Genomic DNA, 14,630 nt, shown 5'->3' with positions numbered 1-14,630 from the left:
AAGGTTTAAAACCTGGGACAAATTCTGACGATTGGCGACTTTTGCCGCCAATCACCAGCCTTTTTGGCGTCAAATAATCCCGCGTTCGGCTTTGGTTTGCGCGACTTTATCGCGCAGGTAAACCGGTGCAGCCTGATCTGCAGGAATCGCCTCGCCACGCTCAAACGCGAAGCGCGCCAGGGTCAGCAGATCTTCGGCGTGAGGCAACATGGCGGCGTCCTGGCCAACCAGTTGAACGCCGATACGCTCGCCATAGCCCCAGCCAGTGCCCGCACCGAACCAGTCGCCGCTGGCATCGTCTGGCAATGCCGACGATTGCGGGGGTTGCACCGCTTCCACGCCCACCAGGCGCATTTCGCCAGCGGTTTCGCGGTAACAGCCCCAATAGACCTCATCCATCCGCGCATCAATGGCGGCGGCCACTTGCGAGGCGCCATGCTCACGCAATGCGCGCTGGGCCAGTACCGCAAGGTTGGACACCGGCAATACCGGGCGCTCCAGCGCGAACGCCAGCCCCTGGACGACGCCGATAGCGATACGCACACCGGTAAACGCGCCAGGGCCACGGCCAAAGGCGATGGCATCGACGGCAGCCAGGGTGGTGCCCGCGTCTTCCAGCAGTTGCTTGATCATCGGCAACAGCTTCTGCGCGTGCAGGCGCGGGATCACCTCGTAGTGGCTTGTTACTTTGCCATCGTGCAGCAAGGCAACGGAGCAAGCTTCAGTCGCGGTGTCCAGGGCCAGCAGGGTGCTCATCGGTGGGGGTGTCCAAGTCGAAAAAAAGTGCGCCAGTATAAACAACAACGGCCCGCAAGCGGGCCGTTGTGTCGCAAGCCGATCGAAGGATCAGCTCAGTGCTTGCAGCACCTTGGCAGTGATGGCTTCTACCGAGCCAACGCCAGGGATGTGGCTGTACTTCGGCTTGCCCTGGGCTGCGGACAGCTTCTGGTAGAAGTCCACCAGCGGCTTGGTCTGCGAGTGGTAGACCGACAAGCGATGACGCACGGTTTCTTCAGTGTCGTCTTTACGCTGCACCAGGTCTTCACCGGTGACATCGTCCTTGCCTTCAACCTTCGGCGGGTTGTAGACCACGTGGTACACACGGCCCGAACCTTCGTGAACGCGACGGCCGGCAATACGCTGGACGATTTCTTCGTCTTCAACGGCGATTTCGACCACGGCGTCCAGCTCTACGCCGGCCTTCACCAGGGCTTCAGCCTGGGGAATGGTGCGTGGGAAGCCGTCGAACAGGAAACCGTTCTTGCAGTCTTCCTGGCTGATGCGTTCCTTGACCAGGTTGATGATCAGGTCATCGGAAACCAGGCCGCCGCTGTCCATCACACTCTTGGCGATCAGGCCCAGCTCGGTGCCAGCCTTGACGGCCGCACGCAGCATGTCGCCGGTGGAGATTTGTGGAATGCCGAATTTTTCAGTGATGAACTTTGCCTGAGTACCTTTACCGGCCCCGGGAGCTCCCAGCAGAATGACGCGCATTGATGTGCTCCTCAATTTTTATATAGAGATGACGCTCGGATTCACCGCGTGGGGGCAAATCTCAAAGAAGTGTGGCTCGTAACAATAGGATTCGGGCCGCCCAAACGGCCAAAGGCTGATCAAGATACACAGCAGGCCTTAACCACACAAGCCGCCAAAAGTCGCAGGAACCGCGCCAGGCATGCGTCATAGGTAGGGTATGCCTGAGTGCAACCCGGCCCTGTAAACGCCGACCGCCCTGTTCCGGGCGGCCGTCGTGGTTTATCTGCAAACCATTGAGAACACGCAAAAAACCTCAGCCAGTGTTGCGCAAACCAGCGGCAATACCGGCCACGGACACCAGCAGCGCCTGTTCCAGAGGGCTGTCCTGCGCCGCTTCCTGCTGGCGCGAGCGTGCCAGTAACTCGGCCTGCAACAGGTGCAGGGGATCGAGGTAGGTGTTGCGCAAGCGGATGAACTCCAGGGTGTCGGGGCTATGGGCCAGCAGTTGCGACTGGCCGGTCAGGCCAAGCACCACATCACAAGCCTGCGACAATAGGTCGCGCAAGTGCGCACCCAATGGCAGCAGGTCCGGTTGCACCAAACGCTCGTCATACAGCCGCGCGATATCGGCATCAGCCTTGGCCAGCACCATTTCCAACATATCGATGCGGGTGCGGAAGAACGGCCACTGTTCACGCATCTGCCCCAGCAGTTCACCTTCACCGCGCTCCAAAGCCTTGCTCAACGCCGCTTCCCAACCCAGCCAGGCCGGTAGCATCAGACGGGTCTGGGTCCAGCCGAAGATCCAGGGGATGGCGCGCAGGCTTTCTATACCGCCGGCGCGGCGCTTGGCCGGACGACTGCCCAATGGCAAACGCCCCAACTCCTGCTCGGGGGTGGACTGGCGAAAATACTCGACGAATTGCGGATTTTCCCGCACCACAGCGCGGTAAGCGCTGACACCGTCGGCCGCCAATTCGTCCATCAAATGGCGCCAGGCCGGCTGCGGCGGCGGCGGTGGCAGCAACGTCGCTTCCAGCACCGCGGCCAGGTACAGATTGAGGTTCTGCTCGGCGATGTCCGGCAGGCCGAACTTGAAGCGGATCATCTCGCCCTGTTCGGTGGTACGGAACCGCCCCGCCACCGAACCCGGCGGCTGCGACAGGATTGCCGCGTGGGCCGGGCCGCCGCCACGCCCGACGGTGCCACCGCGACCGTGGAATAACAGCAGTTCCACCTGTTGCTCACGGCAGATATCCACCAACCGCTCCTGCGCCCGGTACTGCGCCCAGGCAGCGGCAGTGGTACCGGCGTCCTTGGCCGAGTCGGAGTAACCGATCATCACTTCCTGCGGGCCCTGCAACCGGGCGCGATAGCCCGGCAGCAGCAACAGTTGCTCTATCACCGGGCCGGCGTTATCCAGGTCGGCCAGGGTCTCGAACAGCGGCACCACGCGCATCGGTCGTTGTACGCCCGACTCTTTAAGCAGCAGTTGCACAGCGAGCACGTCCGAGGCAGCCCCGGCCATGGAGATAACGTACGAGCCCAGCGAAGCGGCCGGCGCAGCCGCGATTTCTCGACAGGTATTCAATACCTCAGCGGTATCCGCCGATGGTTTGAAATAACCCGGCAGCAGCGGCCGGCGGTTGGCCAGCTCTTTGGTCAGGAAACCGATGCGCGCGTCTTCGTCCCACTCCTCGTAACGACCCAGGCCCAGGTAATCGGTGATTTCAGTCATGGCCGCCGAGTGGCGACTGGAATCCTGACGCACGTCCAAGCGCACCAGGAACAGGCCGAACGTCACGGCTCGGCGCAGGCAGTCGAGTAGCGGACCGTCGGCAATCACGCCCATGCCGCACTCATGCAATGACTGATAGCACAGCTCCAACGGCTCCAGCAGGTCGCGGTTGTTCTGCAGCACCTCAGCCGGGGCCGGCGTGCTGCTGCTCAACGCGGTGTGCGCCCATTGGCGCGTAGCGCGCAGGCGTTCGCGCAGTTGCTTGAGCAAGGCGCGGTAAGGCTCGACGCTGTCACCGACCTTGGCCTGCAACGCCGGGCTGGCCTTTTGCATCGACAGCTCGGAGGCCAGGTGATCGATGTCGCGCAGGTACAGGTCGGCGGCCATCCAGCGCGCCAGCAGCAACACTTCGCGGGTGACCGACGCGGTGACATTTGGGTTGCCATCCCGGTCGCCGCCCATCCAGGATGCAAAACGAATCGGCGCAGCTTCCAGCGGCAAGTGCAAGCCGGTGGCGGCGTGCAAGGCATGGTCAGCCTTGCGCAAATAATTCGGGATGGCGTGCCACAGCGAATGCTCGATCACCGCAAAGCCCCATTTGGCCTCGTCCACCGGGGTGGGTCGGGTGCGGCGGATTTCTTCGGTGTGCCAGGCCTCGGCGATCAACCGTTGCAGGCGCTGGCGGATCTGCTCGCGCTCGGCGGTCGTGAGGTCGCGGTGATCTTGCAGCGCCAGTTGCGCGGCGATCGCATCGTATTTCTGGATCAGGGTACGGCGCGCCACTTCGGTGGGGTGCGCCGTGAGGACCAAGTCAATCTCCAGGCGCCCCAGTTGGCGGGCCAGGGATTCGTTGCTGTGCCCTTCGCTTTGCAGGCGGGCCAGCAACTCCGGTAGTACGCGCGATTCGAAGGGCGCCGGCTGCGACTCATCGCGCCGGTGAATCAACTGGTACTGCTCGGCAATGTTGGCCAGGTTGAGAAACTGGTTGAAAGCCCGGGCAACCGGCAACAACTCATCTTCCTGCAACTGGTTGAGGCTGGTGCTCAGTTCATCACCAGCGCCGCGACGGTCGGCCTTGGCGCCTTTGCGGATCTGCTCGATCTTGTCGAGAAAATCATCGCCGTACTGCTCTCGAATGGTGTTGCCCAGCAGTTCACCCAGCAGGTGAACATCCTCACGCAAGCGTGCATCGATATCACTCATCAGCCAATCTCCAGCCAGAAATCCGGGACGCGCAGGCCTGCCAGAGTGCCGCCAGCATCGTTTTATGACAAGACTTTAAACCTTGTCGCTTGCAGCTAGTCTCAACTGTGAGCCGCCGCGTTATCCCTGCGTGCGACTGGTCACTCATCACCGCCTGCCATCCCAGGCTTTATTGAGGTTGCCATGAAAATTCGAGAACTGGCCCAGCATTGGGAAGAGAACGCCAAAGGTCGCTTGACCAAGACCGAGTACGCCATCCATCTGGATGTAGAGGCCGCCGCACGGCTGGCGGCCATTGCCGAAATGTACCCCAAGCGCCAAACCGAAGAACTGCTCGGCGAGCTGATCGGCGCCGCCCTTGAGGAGCTGGAAGCCAGCTTTCCCTATATCAAGGGGCAACACGTCATCGCCACCGATGAAGAGGGCGACCCGCTGTATGAAGACGTCGGCCCCACGCCTCGCTTCCTGACATTGTCCCGTCGCTACCTGCACGATATGTCAGCCAGCGCCGACGAACCGAAGCACTGACAGACACCGCTTCCCCACCTCAAAACCACGTATTCCGGGCCTCGACAGAGGCTCGGCATACCGTTGCGCGCGGCCAAAGTTCCAAGTTTTTACGCTGACCGTTTAGTCAGATATTTTTTTAGGCAAATCGCCATCTTCGCTGAACTATTCAAAAAAGCCTCCGGTCACAACCAGTAAGCCATCACTTGGAACGGCCGTTTGAAAGGGCATCGCGAGCATTGCTTCCGGGCCCACTACCGGTGACCGACCGAGATGGATTTTGAAGTTTTTCAGGAGTTATCCAATGGAGTTGAAGACGATGAAGACCAGCACTGCCAAATCCTCGTTTAACCACCTGCGCGGGCTTAAATTGGCCGCGCTGGCAATCGGCACCAGCTTCGTTCTGGCGGGCTGCGCCGGCAACCCACCGACCGAACAGTACGCCGTCACGCAGTCTGCAGTGAACAGCGCGGTGAGCGCCGGCGGCACCGAGTATGCGGCCGTAGAAATGAAATCGGCCCAGGACAAGCTCAAGCAAGCCGAAATCGCGATGCACGACAAGAACTACGACGAGGCCCGTCGCCTGTCTGAACAAGCTGAATGGGACGCTCGCGTTGCAGAGCGCAAAGCCCAGGCAGCCAAGGCTGACCAGGCGGTGAAGGATTCCCAGAAGGCCGTTGACGAGCTGCGCAAGGAAGGCATGCGCCCGGCTGCTATCCAGCAGAAATAAGCCGCCGCCCCCGACTGCATCGCACCTGATATCGAATTGAAAGGACGACACGACTATGCGTAAACAATTGATGATCCCTGCCCTGCTGGCGATGAGCGTTGCCTTGGCGGCCTGCTCCACCCCGCCGAACGCGAACCTGGAAAACGCACGGACCAATTTCTCGGCCCTGCAAGCCAACCCTAACGCAACCAAAGTTGCAGCCCTGGAAACCAAGGATGCCCAGGATTGGCTGGACAAGGCCGACAAAGCCTATCGCGATAAGGAAGACCAGAAGAAAGTCGACCAACTGGCGTACCTGACCAACCAGCGCGTGGAAGTGGCCAAAGACACCATCGTGCTGCGTGAGTCCGAAGCCAAGCTGAAAAATGCCGGCGACGAACGCGCCCGCGCCCTGCTGGACGCCCGTGACGCGCAGATCAAGCAACTGCAAGACAGCTTGAATGCCAAGCAAACCGAGCGCGGCACCCTGGTGACCTTTGGTGATGTGCTGTTTGCCACCAACAAGGCCGACCTGAAATCCAGCGGTCTGGTCAACATCAACAAGCTGGCGCAGTTCCTCCAGGAAAACCCGGATCGCCAGGTAATTGTTGAAGGCTATACCGACAGCACCGGCGCAGACGCCTACAACCAGAGCCTGTCGGAGCGCCGTGCGGCTTCGGTACAGGTAGCGCTGATCAAGATGGGCGTTGACCCACGTCGCATCGTGACCACTGGCTATGGCAAGGAATACCCGGTTGCCGATAACGGCAGCGTTTCCGGTCGCGCCATGAACCGCCGCGTTGAAGTGACCATCTCCAACGACAACCAGCCGGTCAAGCCACGGTCTTCCGTTGCTAACTGATTGATTGACGCTGCACGAAAAAACCCACCGTAAGGTGGGTTTTTTTTGATCAACCGAATGTGATGGGGCAATCAGCATCGTCTGGCAGCGTGATCGTGGTGGTGTCATAGGCGTTGTCAGACAGCCTGTCCATCAATTGCTTGAGCGCGTGTTCTTGCGCGTCTCTAAGCTCCAGCGCTTCATGCCCCCTGGCCATGTCCAACATGTTGCGTATTGCTCCAATTGCTATAGCCACCTTCCTGGCTCCGCTCTGCGTAAGTTATTACACCTTATGTGGCTTCCTACGCAATACGGTTCCAGATATGTCCGCCGAAGGCTTATTGTTGCAGTTGAGGTGTCTCCTGGCCTACGCAGCGCACGGCCTGCTTCTTATTGTTCACCAGTACCCCACTGAGGCCTTTCTGCTCGGTGTCGAACATCACCAGCACGCCATCGACGCATTGCGCCACTTGGCTGGCCGGAGTCAGGGAAATCTTGTAGTCCTCGCCGGGCACGGTCTTGAGCATGGTGAAGTCGCTCAGCAGCAACGCGTCTTCGGGTTTCGCGAAGTGCAGGTAGCCGTAGTACCACAGGCAACCGACGGTACCGATGATGGTGCCGATGCCGGTGAGAATCAGCGGGATCATGTTGCGTTCTTCACTCATTGCGGGCTCTCTGATGAATCAGCTTCAGGAATGGGGTAGTTCGCAATTTCGCCCAGGCGGCGCAGGCCGTTGAAGTGCTGCGGGTCGTCCAGATAGCGCAGCATCACGGTTTGCCAGGTCTTGTCGGCAAAGGTCTGCACATGGCCGCCACGGGTCAACTGCAACACCCGTGGCGCGGGCGCAGCCTGATACAGGCGGATACCGTTGGCCAGGGGCACGATGGGGTCATCCAGGCTGTGGAACAGCAGTTTCGGCACACGGGTCAGTTGCGCCATGGCGTTGATCGCACTGTCAGCGTCGGGTACCAGCCAGGACAAGGGCACTTGCAGTGGCCATGTTAACCAAGAGGTGCTCAGCGCAAATTGTCCCACGTCACGATAACTGGCGGGCACGCCGTCCAGCACCAGGGCCTTGAGCTGGGTCTGACGCTCCGGGTGTCCTGCCAGGTAATGCACCGCCAGCGCACCGCCCAGGCTTTGACCCAGCACGATCAGCGGTCGACCCTGGGTTTCAGGGGCCTTGTCGATCCACCTGAACGCCGCATCGATATCCTGGTAAATCGCCGGCAATGACGGCGTACCCTCGGACAACCCATATCCACGGTAGTCCACTAGCAGCACTTGATAGCCCTGCTCGGGCAACCACCAACTGCCGCCCAGGTGCCAGGCCAAGTTGCCGCCGTTGCCGTGCAGGTGCAGCACCGTGCCTTTGACCGGCGCGCCAGCCTTGGCCGGCAGCCACCAGGCGTGCAGCTTCACGCCGTCAGCGGTGGTGAGAGTCACGTCGCGGTACGCCAACCGGGCCTTTTCTGGGGTAAAGGGCAGGCCGGGCTCGGGGTAGAACAGCAGCGAACTGCAGCCGTTCAAGGTAAGTAGCAGGCATAGAATGCCGAGGATTCTCATCCGTTGAAGCCTCGTGAATAAACGCATTTAAAGGATATTGGAGTAATCCGCCTCGATCCGATCCAGGCTCAAGTGGTTGAGGAAGTTGGAGAAGCACATCCACGCCGCCAGTGCGTTCATGTCGCGAAACTGCTCCGGCAGGTACTTGGGCGGCACCACCAGGCCTTCGTCGACCAGTTGGCGCAGGGTGCGCATGTCTTCCAGGGTGGTCTTGCCGCAAAACAGCAGCGGCACTTGTTCCAGCTTGCCTTTGCGCACGGCCAGCTGAATGTAGTTGTAGACCATGATAAAGCCCTTGAGGTAGGACAAATCCTTGGTAAACGGCAGGCCGTTGGGCACCGAGCCACGGAACACGCGGCTGGCGTTGCCGTAGCTTTCGGCCATTTCAAAACCTTGTTCGCGGAAGAACTCGAACACCTGCAGGAAGTCGGCGCCCTCTTCCACCATGTGGATGGCGCGGGTGCGGTTGGTCAGTTTGCGCAAGCGACTCGGGTAGGAGGCAAAGGTGATGATCTCCATCAGGATCGCCAGGCCTTCCTGGGTCACGGTGGACGACGGTGGGCCTTTGGACAGGAAGGTGCAGATCGGCTGGTTCTGGCCGTTGAGGGTGGTGCCCACATGCACCAGGCCTTCATGGACTTCCAGGGCACGCACGTCGCGGCTGTTGAACATCGCGTCGGCGCGGATCTTGATGTAATCGGCACCCGCCGCCGCGTCGGCGACGATACCGTCCGACTCGAACACGCGGATGGTCTCTTCTGCCTCGCCAAACACTTTATTGAGGCGGGTTTGCAGCAGCGCGACAGCATCCTTGGCGGTCAGGGTCTTGGCTTCGTCCTTGAGGTCGCCACGGCCGTCGATGTTGTTCAAGTAGTCGGAGAGCATCATGCCCAGGTCGGCCAGCGTCGGGTCGCCGGCGTGGAACGCATCGGAAGCGGCGCCGTACAGCTCCTGGGAGATCAGGCCGAAGTCTTCGGTGCCACGTGCCTCGAGCATGCGCACCACCATGCGGTATTCACGGCACATGCGACGCATGATCTGCCCCACCGGGCTGAACTGGCCAAGCCGGCGGGTGATGTCACGCTCGATGTTCTGGAATTCCAGCTTCACCGCGCTGGAATCGAACGACAGCGGGCGGTTCAGGTAATAGTCGCGGTCCACGGCGGGCATTGCCTTGCCCTTGGCCTTGAGGAATCCCTGGCGAATGTTTTCGTCCCACTTCACGGCGTCGAGGACGCGAATCGGTGTTTGCGCCAGCACAATGCGATCGGACAAGGTGCGTATCGTCTGCTGGTAATCGTCCACCGGGTGTTTCCTTCTTTAAACGTTATTTACCCGCACGCCGGTAGCGCACGGCTTCAACGAACACATCGGCATTGGCCGGATCATCCAGGTAGGCAAACACCTGGCTCATGGAACTGTCGACCCGTACGCCGGCGCCTTCGACGGTATCCACGCTGCTGCCCTGCAGCACCTGTTGCCCGATGGCCTGGTGAATCTGTTCGAGGTCGAGGTTATAGACCACCAATTCGTGCTTATCGTCGAACTCGAACCCCGCCAGGAAGTAATGCCCTCCGAACCGGGCCGACAACGGTGCCGACAGGTACCAGCGGTTGCCATGACGCGAAACGGTAAACAGGTACTCATCGCGCTGGGCCGGCGTGGCTTTAGGGTAGCTCACCGCCTTGTAGCGGTGCTCACCGGCACGGCTGATGCGCAGATTGAGCGGTTCGCCCCAGGCATTCCTGCTGGTCCAATGGCCCAGCAACTCATCCGGCGCCGCATCATGGGCGGGCAACGGGTCCTTGAACGTGACCAGGCAACCGCTAAGCAACAGGAACGACAAGGCGATTACCGCCACACGCCAGGTTTTCATTGGACTCCCCCGGTGTCAGACCGAGGCCAACACCAAATGCATGTAGCGCTTGAGGATCTCAAGCATCTCTTCACCGGTCAGAGGCTCTGCGCCGCCCAGCAGGCCCTGATATTCCATCCGACTGATAATCGCCGTCAACACCTTGGCGTCCTGTTGCGGCTCGCGGGAGCCCAATACCTGGAAAAACTGCCCAGTGCCCTGCAACAGGATCTGCTGATGAGAACGCACCAGTTCGGCCAGGCGCGGGTTCAGCAGTGCTTCCTGGCGGAAGGCCTGCTCGGCCATCAGGTGTTCGCGGCGGTTGGTCAGTTGGCGCAGCACGTAGTCGGCAGTCAGGCGCGCGATGTCATCGGCCAGCTGCGAGCGCGACTCAGGGCTACCATCGCCGTAGGCCACCATCTCGCGCAGCAAGCCTTCGTTGCGCACCCACAGTTTGCCCATGAACGCGGCGCTGCGTTCGACGTACTGGGCAAAGGTGTCAGTGAGCAGGTCATCGATATCCTTGAAGTAATAGGTAGTGGCCGACAACGGCACCCCTGCCTCCGCCGCCACCGCCCGATGGCGCACGGCGCGTACGCCTTCGCGCACCACGATGCGCATGGCTGCATCGAGAATGTCCTGCCTGCGTTGCTCGCTGCCCCGGCGGCTGGCCTTACGGCCCTGGTACTGGACGCTTTCAGCCACGGCAGCAGCAATGCCGGCGGCGCCTTCTTGAGCGATTACGCGGTTCACGACACACATCCTTGAATAGATCAAAACCTGGCGCTGTTTGCTTGACGCTTAAAAACGCCACATAAAAAAGCCGCCTTATAAAAGGCGGCTTCGGATTTCGCTACGCTTACACTTCTGGCCGCATATGCGGGAACAGGATCACATCGCGGATCGACGGCGAGTTGGTCAACAACATCACCAGACGATCGATACCGATACCTTCACCGGCAGTCGGCGGCATGCCGTATTCCAGGGCACGCACGAAGTCAGCATCGTAGTGCATGGCTTCGTCGTCGCCGGCGTCCTTGTCGGCCACCTGGGCCATGAAGCGCTCGGCCTGGTCTTGCGCATCGTTGAGCTCGGAGTAGGCGTTGGCGATTTCGCGGCCACCGATGAACAGCTCGAAACGGTCGGTGACGTTCGGGTTGTCATCGTTGCGACGGGCCAGCGGCGACACTTCGAACGGGTACTGGGTGATGAAGTGCGGCTGTTCCAGCTTGTGCTCGACCAGCTCTTCGAAAATCATCACCTGCAATTTGCCCAGGCCTTCAAAGCCCAGCACCTTGGCGCCGGCCTTCTTGGCGATGGCGCGGGCCTTGTCGATATCGTTGAGGTCGTCAGCGGTCAGCTCAGGGTTGTACTTGAGGATCGAGTCGAACACCGACAGACGTACGAACGGCTCGCCGAAATGGAACACCTTGTCGCCGTACGGCACGTCGGTGCTGCCCAGGACCAGCTGCGCCAGTTCGCGGAACAGCTCTTCGGTCAGGTCCATGTTGTCTTCGTAGTCGGCGTAAGCCTGGTAGAACTCCAACATGGTGAATTCTGGGTTGTGACGGGTCGAGACGCCTTCGTTACGGAAGTTGCGGTTGATCTCGAACACCTTTTCAAAACCGCCGACCACCAGGCGCTTGAGGTACAGCTCCGGCGCGATACGCAGGAACATTTCCATGTCCAGCGCGTTGTGGTGGGTTTCGAACGGCTTGGCTGCGGCACCACCAGGGATGGTTTGCAGCATCGGGGTTTCGACTTCCAGGAAGTCACGCTGCATCAGGAAGCTGCGGATATGCGCGATGATTTGCGAACGCACGCGGAAAGTCTGGCGCACGTCTTCGTTGACGATCAGGTCAACGTAGCGTTGACGGTAGCGCTGCTCGGTGTCGGTCAGGCCGTGGTGCTTGTCCGGCAGTGGGCGCAGGGACTTGGTCAGCAGGCGCACGCTGGTCATCTCGACGTACAGGTCGCCTTTGCCGGAACGGGCCAGGGTACCTTCGGCTGCTATGATGTCGCCCATGTCCCAGGTTTTCACCGAGGCCAGGGTTTCTTCCGGCAGGGTCTTGCGGTTGACGTAGACCTGGATACGCCCGGTCATGTCCTGGATCACCATGAACGAGCCACGGTTGAGCATGATACGACCTGCCACCTTGACCGGAATCGCAGCTTCTGCCAGCTCTTCCTTGGTCTTGTCCGCGTACTGTTTCTGCAAGGCATCGCAGTAGTTGTCGCGGCGGAAGTCGTTGGGGAAGGCGTTACCCTTGGCGCGCTCGGCAGCCAGCTTTTCCTTGCGCAGGGCGATCAGGGAGTTTTCTTCCTGTTGCAGGGCTTGCGGGTCGAGTTGTTGGTCGCTCATGTCTTAAAATTTTCCATCAGGTTCGTTGTCCCAGGCGTAGGCCGGGGATCGCGGGCAAGCCCGCTCCTACAGGGGGTATTACAAGCCAGATTTCAGGCTGGCTTCCAGGTATTCGTCGATATCGCCGTCGAGCACCTTGTCGCAGTCGCTGCGTTCGATGTTAGTGCGCAGATCCTTGATCCGCGACGCATCGAGCACATACGAACGGATCTGGTGACCCCAGCCGATGTCCGACTTGGTGTCTTCCAGCGCCTGGGAAGCAGCGTTGCGCTTCTGCATTTCCTGCTCGTACAACTTGGCCCGCAGCATTTTCATGGCGGTGTCCTTGTTCGCGTGCTGGGAACGCTCGTTCTGGCAGCTCACCACGGTGTTGGTCGGTACGTGGGTAATCCGTACGGCCGAGTCGGTGGTGTTTACGTGCTGGCCACCGGCACCGGAGGAGCGGTAGGTGTCGATCCGCAGGTCGGCCGGGTTGATCTCGATTTCCACCTTGTCATCGATCTCTGGGGAGACGAAAACGGCAGAGAACGAGGTGTGGCGACGGTTGCCGGAGTCGAACGGGCTCTTGCGCACCAGGCGGTGCACGCCGATTTCGGTACGCAACCAGCCAAAGGCGTATTCGCCCTTGATGTGCACGGTTGCGCCCTTGATGCCAGCCACTTCACCGGCCGACAGCTCCATGATGGTCGCGTCGAAGCCGCGTTTGTCGGCCCAGCGCAGGTACATGCGCAGCAGGATGTTGGCCCAGTCCTGGGCTTCGGTGCCGCCGGAACCGGCCTGGATGTCCAGGTAGGCGTTGTTCGGGTCCATTTCATGGCTGAACATGCGGCGGAATTCGAGCTTGGCGAGGTTTTCCTCGAGACGGGCCAGCTCGGCGACGACATCGCCCACTGCGCCTTCGTCGTTTTCTTCGACGGCCATGTCCAGCAGGTCACGGCAATCGGCCAGACCGGTGTTCAGCTCGTCGAGGGTGTCGACGATCTGCGCCAGCGCCGAGCGCTCGCGGCCCAACTCCTGGGCGTATTCGGGTTTGTTCCAGACAGCGGGATCTTCAAGCTCGCGATTGACTTCGGTCAGACGCTCATGCTTTTGATCGTAGTCAAAGATACCCCCGAATAGTTTCGGAGCGCTCGGACAGGTCCTTGATGGTGTTAAGGATCGGGTTGATTTCCATGGCGGGCAGCACTCGTTGGCGAACTTTTGAAAGCCGGCGAGTATAACGGTAAACGGGGGGGAGCGGCAGCCCGCTTGGCGAAAAGGCAGACTACGCAGGGTTAAATGTGGGAGGGGGCAAGCCCCCTCCCACATTTTGATCTGTTGCGGCCTGGAGTCACTCGATGCCGACCTGATTGCGCCCATTGTGCTTGGCCGTATACAACCCCTTGTCCGCCGCCAATATCAGCTGCCGACAATCCGTGCCCTGCTGCGGCGTCGTGGTCGACAGGCCGATACTGACCGTCAGGCTGGAGCCCTCAGCCGGCGCGATATGCGGGATTTTCAGCGCAGCAACCGCCATGCGCAGCTTCTCGGCCACCAGTCGTGCGCCGCCCGGCGAGGTGTTCGGCAGCACCAACGCAAACTCTTCACCCCCGTAACGTGCCGGCAGGTCTGAAGGACGGCTGCTGGCTTCACGAATAGTAGTGGCGACCTTGCGCAGGGCTTCATCGCCCTCCACGTGGCCGAAGCTGTCGTTGTAGGTCTTGAAGAAATCCACATCGATCATCAGCAACGACAGCTGGGTCTGGTCGCGCATGGCACGACGCCATTCCAGCTCCAGGTATTCGTCAAAGTGGCGGCGGTTGGACAGCCCGGTCAACCCATCGGAGTTCATCAGCCGTTGCAGCACCAGGTTGGTGTCCAACAGCTGTTGCTGGCTGACCCGCAGCGCACGGTAGGCTGCATCACGCTGCAACAGCGTCATGTAGGACCGCGAGTGATAGCGAATGCGCGCCACCAGTTCGATATTGTCCGGCAGCTTGACCAGGTAATCGTTGGCCCCGGCCGAGAACGCCGCACTCTTGATCAGCGGATCTTCCTTGGTGGAAAGCACGATGATCGGGATGTTCTGTGTGGCCGGATGGTTACGGTATTCGCGCACCAGGGTCAGGCCGTCAAGACCGGGCATCACCAAGTCCTGCAGGATCACCGTCGGCTTGATACGGATGGCCTGGGCAATCGCCTGGTGCGGGTCGGCGCAGAAGTGAAAGTCGATATTTTCTTCATGGGCCAAACCGCGCCGGACGGCTTCGCCGATCATGGCCTGGTCGTCGACCAGCAACACCATGGCGGCATTTTCGTCGGTCTTGATGTCGTCGATCTGTAAATCATTCATGTGCAGTCACCTGAATTACTACCTGCAAGCCAGCACCGCG

At 60.5% G+C, this 14,630-nt stretch carries 15 protein-coding genes; 3 read left to right on the top strand and 12 right to left on the bottom strand.

From position 1 onward, the window contains the following. Window positions 1-69 precede the first annotated feature (69 nt). From tsaB to ppc, 3 genes are all read right to left on the bottom strand, one after another. On the bottom strand, window positions 70-756 hold the full coding sequence (gene tsaB / locus PspS35_RS06715) for a tRNA (adenosine(37)-N6)-threonylcarbamoyltransferase complex dimerization subunit type 1 TsaB (protein ID WP_159933263.1): 687 nt from the start codon (window positions 754-756) through the stop codon (window positions 70-72). Window positions 757-846: 90 nt separating this feature from the next. Further along, window positions 847-1,494 carry an adenylate kinase gene (gene adk / locus PspS35_RS06710; RefSeq protein ID WP_003172225.1) on the bottom strand — a complete coding sequence of 216 codons (648 nt, stop codon included), beginning with the start codon at window positions 1,492-1,494 and terminating at the stop codon, window positions 847-849. A gap of 295 nt (window positions 1,495-1,789) precedes the next feature. Next, window positions 1,790-4,417, bottom strand: a complete 2,628-nt coding sequence (gene ppc, locus PspS35_RS06705; RefSeq protein ID WP_159933262.1) for a phosphoenolpyruvate carboxylase — start codon at window positions 4,415-4,417, stop codon at window positions 1,790-1,792. Between the two features lie 183 nt (window positions 4,418-4,600). On the opposite strand from ppc, the gene PspS35_RS06700 reads away from it, so the two are divergent. The 3 genes from PspS35_RS06700 to PspS35_RS06690 all read left to right on the top strand — a co-directional run bounded on the left by PspS35_RS06700 (window position 4,601) and on the right by PspS35_RS06690 (window position 6,495). Next, complete coding sequence (locus PspS35_RS06700) at window positions 4,601-4,945, top strand: pilin assembly protein (RefSeq protein WP_159933261.1); 345 nt, start codon at window positions 4,601-4,603, stop codon at window positions 4,943-4,945. 283 nt (window positions 4,946-5,228) lie between these two features. Beyond that, window positions 5,229-5,654 (top strand): DUF4398 domain-containing protein, encoded by a 426-nt coding sequence (locus PspS35_RS06695; RefSeq protein WP_099583389.1) that lies wholly within the window; start codon window positions 5,229-5,231, stop codon window positions 5,652-5,654. Between the two features lie 55 nt (window positions 5,655-5,709). After that, window positions 5,710-6,495 carry an OmpA family protein gene (locus PspS35_RS06690; protein WP_159933260.1) on the top strand — a complete coding sequence of 262 codons (786 nt, stop codon included), beginning with the start codon at window positions 5,710-5,712 and terminating at the stop codon, window positions 6,493-6,495. A 49-nt stretch (window positions 6,496-6,544) separates the two neighbouring features. Here the strand turns inward: PspS35_RS06690 and PspS35_RS06685 are convergent, their stop codons facing one another. The 9 genes from PspS35_RS06685 to PspS35_RS06645 form a co-directional block, all read right to left on the bottom strand. After that, window positions 6,545-6,700, bottom strand: a complete 156-nt coding sequence (locus PspS35_RS06685; RefSeq protein ID WP_159933259.1) for a type III secretion protein — start codon at window positions 6,698-6,700, stop codon at window positions 6,545-6,547. Window positions 6,701-6,812: 112 nt separating this feature from the next. Then, entirely contained in the window at window positions 6,813-7,139 is a 327-nt protein-coding gene (locus tag PspS35_RS06680; protein ID WP_159933258.1) for a hypothetical protein, read from the bottom strand. Continuing rightward, window positions 7,136-8,041 carry an alpha/beta hydrolase gene (locus PspS35_RS06675; RefSeq protein WP_159933257.1) on the bottom strand — a complete coding sequence of 302 codons (906 nt, stop codon included), beginning with the start codon at window positions 8,039-8,041 and terminating at the stop codon, window positions 7,136-7,138. Before PspS35_RS06675 ends, PspS35_RS06680 begins: the two co-directional genes overlap by 4 nt. A 27-nt stretch (window positions 8,042-8,068) precedes the next feature. Continuing rightward, on the bottom strand, window positions 8,069-9,346 hold the full coding sequence (locus tag PspS35_RS06670) for a flavohemoglobin expression-modulating QEGLA motif protein (RefSeq protein WP_159933256.1): 1,278 nt from the start codon (window positions 9,344-9,346) through the stop codon (window positions 8,069-8,071). Window positions 9,347-9,368: 22 nt separating this feature from the next. After that, on the bottom strand, window positions 9,369-9,917 hold the full coding sequence (locus PspS35_RS06665; protein WP_159933255.1) for a hypothetical protein: 549 nt from the start codon (window positions 9,915-9,917) through the stop codon (window positions 9,369-9,371). Window positions 9,918-9,932: 15 nt separating this feature from the next. Beyond that, window positions 9,933-10,649 carry a TetR family transcriptional regulator gene (locus tag PspS35_RS06660; protein ID WP_032891717.1) on the bottom strand — a complete coding sequence of 239 codons (717 nt, stop codon included), beginning with the start codon at window positions 10,647-10,649 and terminating at the stop codon, window positions 9,933-9,935. 106 nt (window positions 10,650-10,755) lie between these two features. Beyond that, on the bottom strand, window positions 10,756-12,258 hold the full coding sequence (gene lysS / locus PspS35_RS06655; RefSeq protein WP_159933254.1) for a lysine--tRNA ligase: 1,503 nt from the start codon (window positions 12,256-12,258) through the stop codon (window positions 10,756-10,758). Between the two features lie 78 nt (window positions 12,259-12,336). Continuing rightward, a protein-coding gene (prfB, locus tag PspS35_RS06650; protein WP_101267159.1) for a peptide chain release factor 2 occupies window positions 12,337-13,432 on the bottom strand; the annotation gives its coding sequence in 2 pieces (ribosomal slippage) (window positions 12,337-13,359 and window positions 13,361-13,432; 1,095 coding nt in all). A gap of 156 nt (window positions 13,433-13,588) precedes the next feature. Further along, window positions 13,589-14,590, bottom strand: coding sequence for a PleD family two-component system response regulator (locus PspS35_RS06645; protein ID WP_159933253.1), 1,002 nt, complete (start codon window positions 14,588-14,590; stop codon window positions 13,589-13,591). Between the last annotated feature and the right edge of the window lie 40 nt (window positions 14,591-14,630).

The sequence above is a fragment of the Pseudomonas sp. S35 genome (assembly GCF_009866765.1).
Taxonomy (GTDB): Bacteria; Pseudomonadota; Gammaproteobacteria; order Pseudomonadales; family Pseudomonadaceae; genus Aquipseudomonas.
The sequence above is the reverse complement of the archived record's forward strand: the minus strand, read 5'-3'. Positions and strand labels throughout refer to the sequence as shown.

Excerpts from the sequence above, each read along its gene's own strand:
- PspS35_RS06645 (WP_159933253.1), bottom strand. The coding sequence starts at position 14,590 with ATGAATGATTTACAGATCGACGACATCAAGACCGACGAAAATGCCGCC.
- PspS35_RS06680 (WP_159933258.1), bottom strand. The coding sequence starts at position 7,139 with ATGAGTGAAGAACGCAACATGATCCCGCTGATTCTCACCGGCATCGGC.
- PspS35_RS06675 (WP_159933257.1), bottom strand. The coding sequence starts at position 8,041 with ATGAGAATCCTCGGCATTCTATGCCTGCTACTTACCTTGAACGGCTGC.
- PspS35_RS06690 (WP_159933260.1), top strand. The coding sequence starts at position 5,710 with ATGCGTAAACAATTGATGATCCCTGCCCTGCTGGCGATGAGCGTTGCC.
- adk (WP_003172225.1), bottom strand. The coding sequence starts at position 1,494 with ATGCGCGTCATTCTGCTGGGAGCTCCCGGGGCCGGTAAAGGTACTCAG.
- PspS35_RS06700 (WP_159933261.1), top strand. The coding sequence starts at position 4,601 with ATGAAAATTCGAGAACTGGCCCAGCATTGGGAAGAGAACGCCAAAGGT.
- PspS35_RS06695 (WP_099583389.1), top strand. The coding sequence starts at position 5,229 with ATGGAGTTGAAGACGATGAAGACCAGCACTGCCAAATCCTCGTTTAAC.
- tsaB (WP_159933263.1), bottom strand. The coding sequence starts at position 756 with ATGAGCACCCTGCTGGCCCTGGACACCGCGACTGAAGCTTGCTCCGTT.
- PspS35_RS06665 (WP_159933255.1), bottom strand. The coding sequence starts at position 9,917 with ATGAAAACCTGGCGTGTGGCGGTAATCGCCTTGTCGTTCCTGTTGCTT.
- PspS35_RS06685 (WP_159933259.1), bottom strand. The coding sequence starts at position 6,700 with ATGTTGGACATGGCCAGGGGGCATGAAGCGCTGGAGCTTAGAGACGCG.
- lysS (WP_159933254.1), bottom strand. The coding sequence starts at position 12,258 with ATGAGCGACCAACAACTCGACCCGCAAGCCCTGCAACAGGAAGAAAAC.
- ppc (WP_159933262.1), bottom strand. The coding sequence starts at position 4,417 with ATGAGTGATATCGATGCACGCTTGCGTGAGGATGTTCACCTGCTGGGT.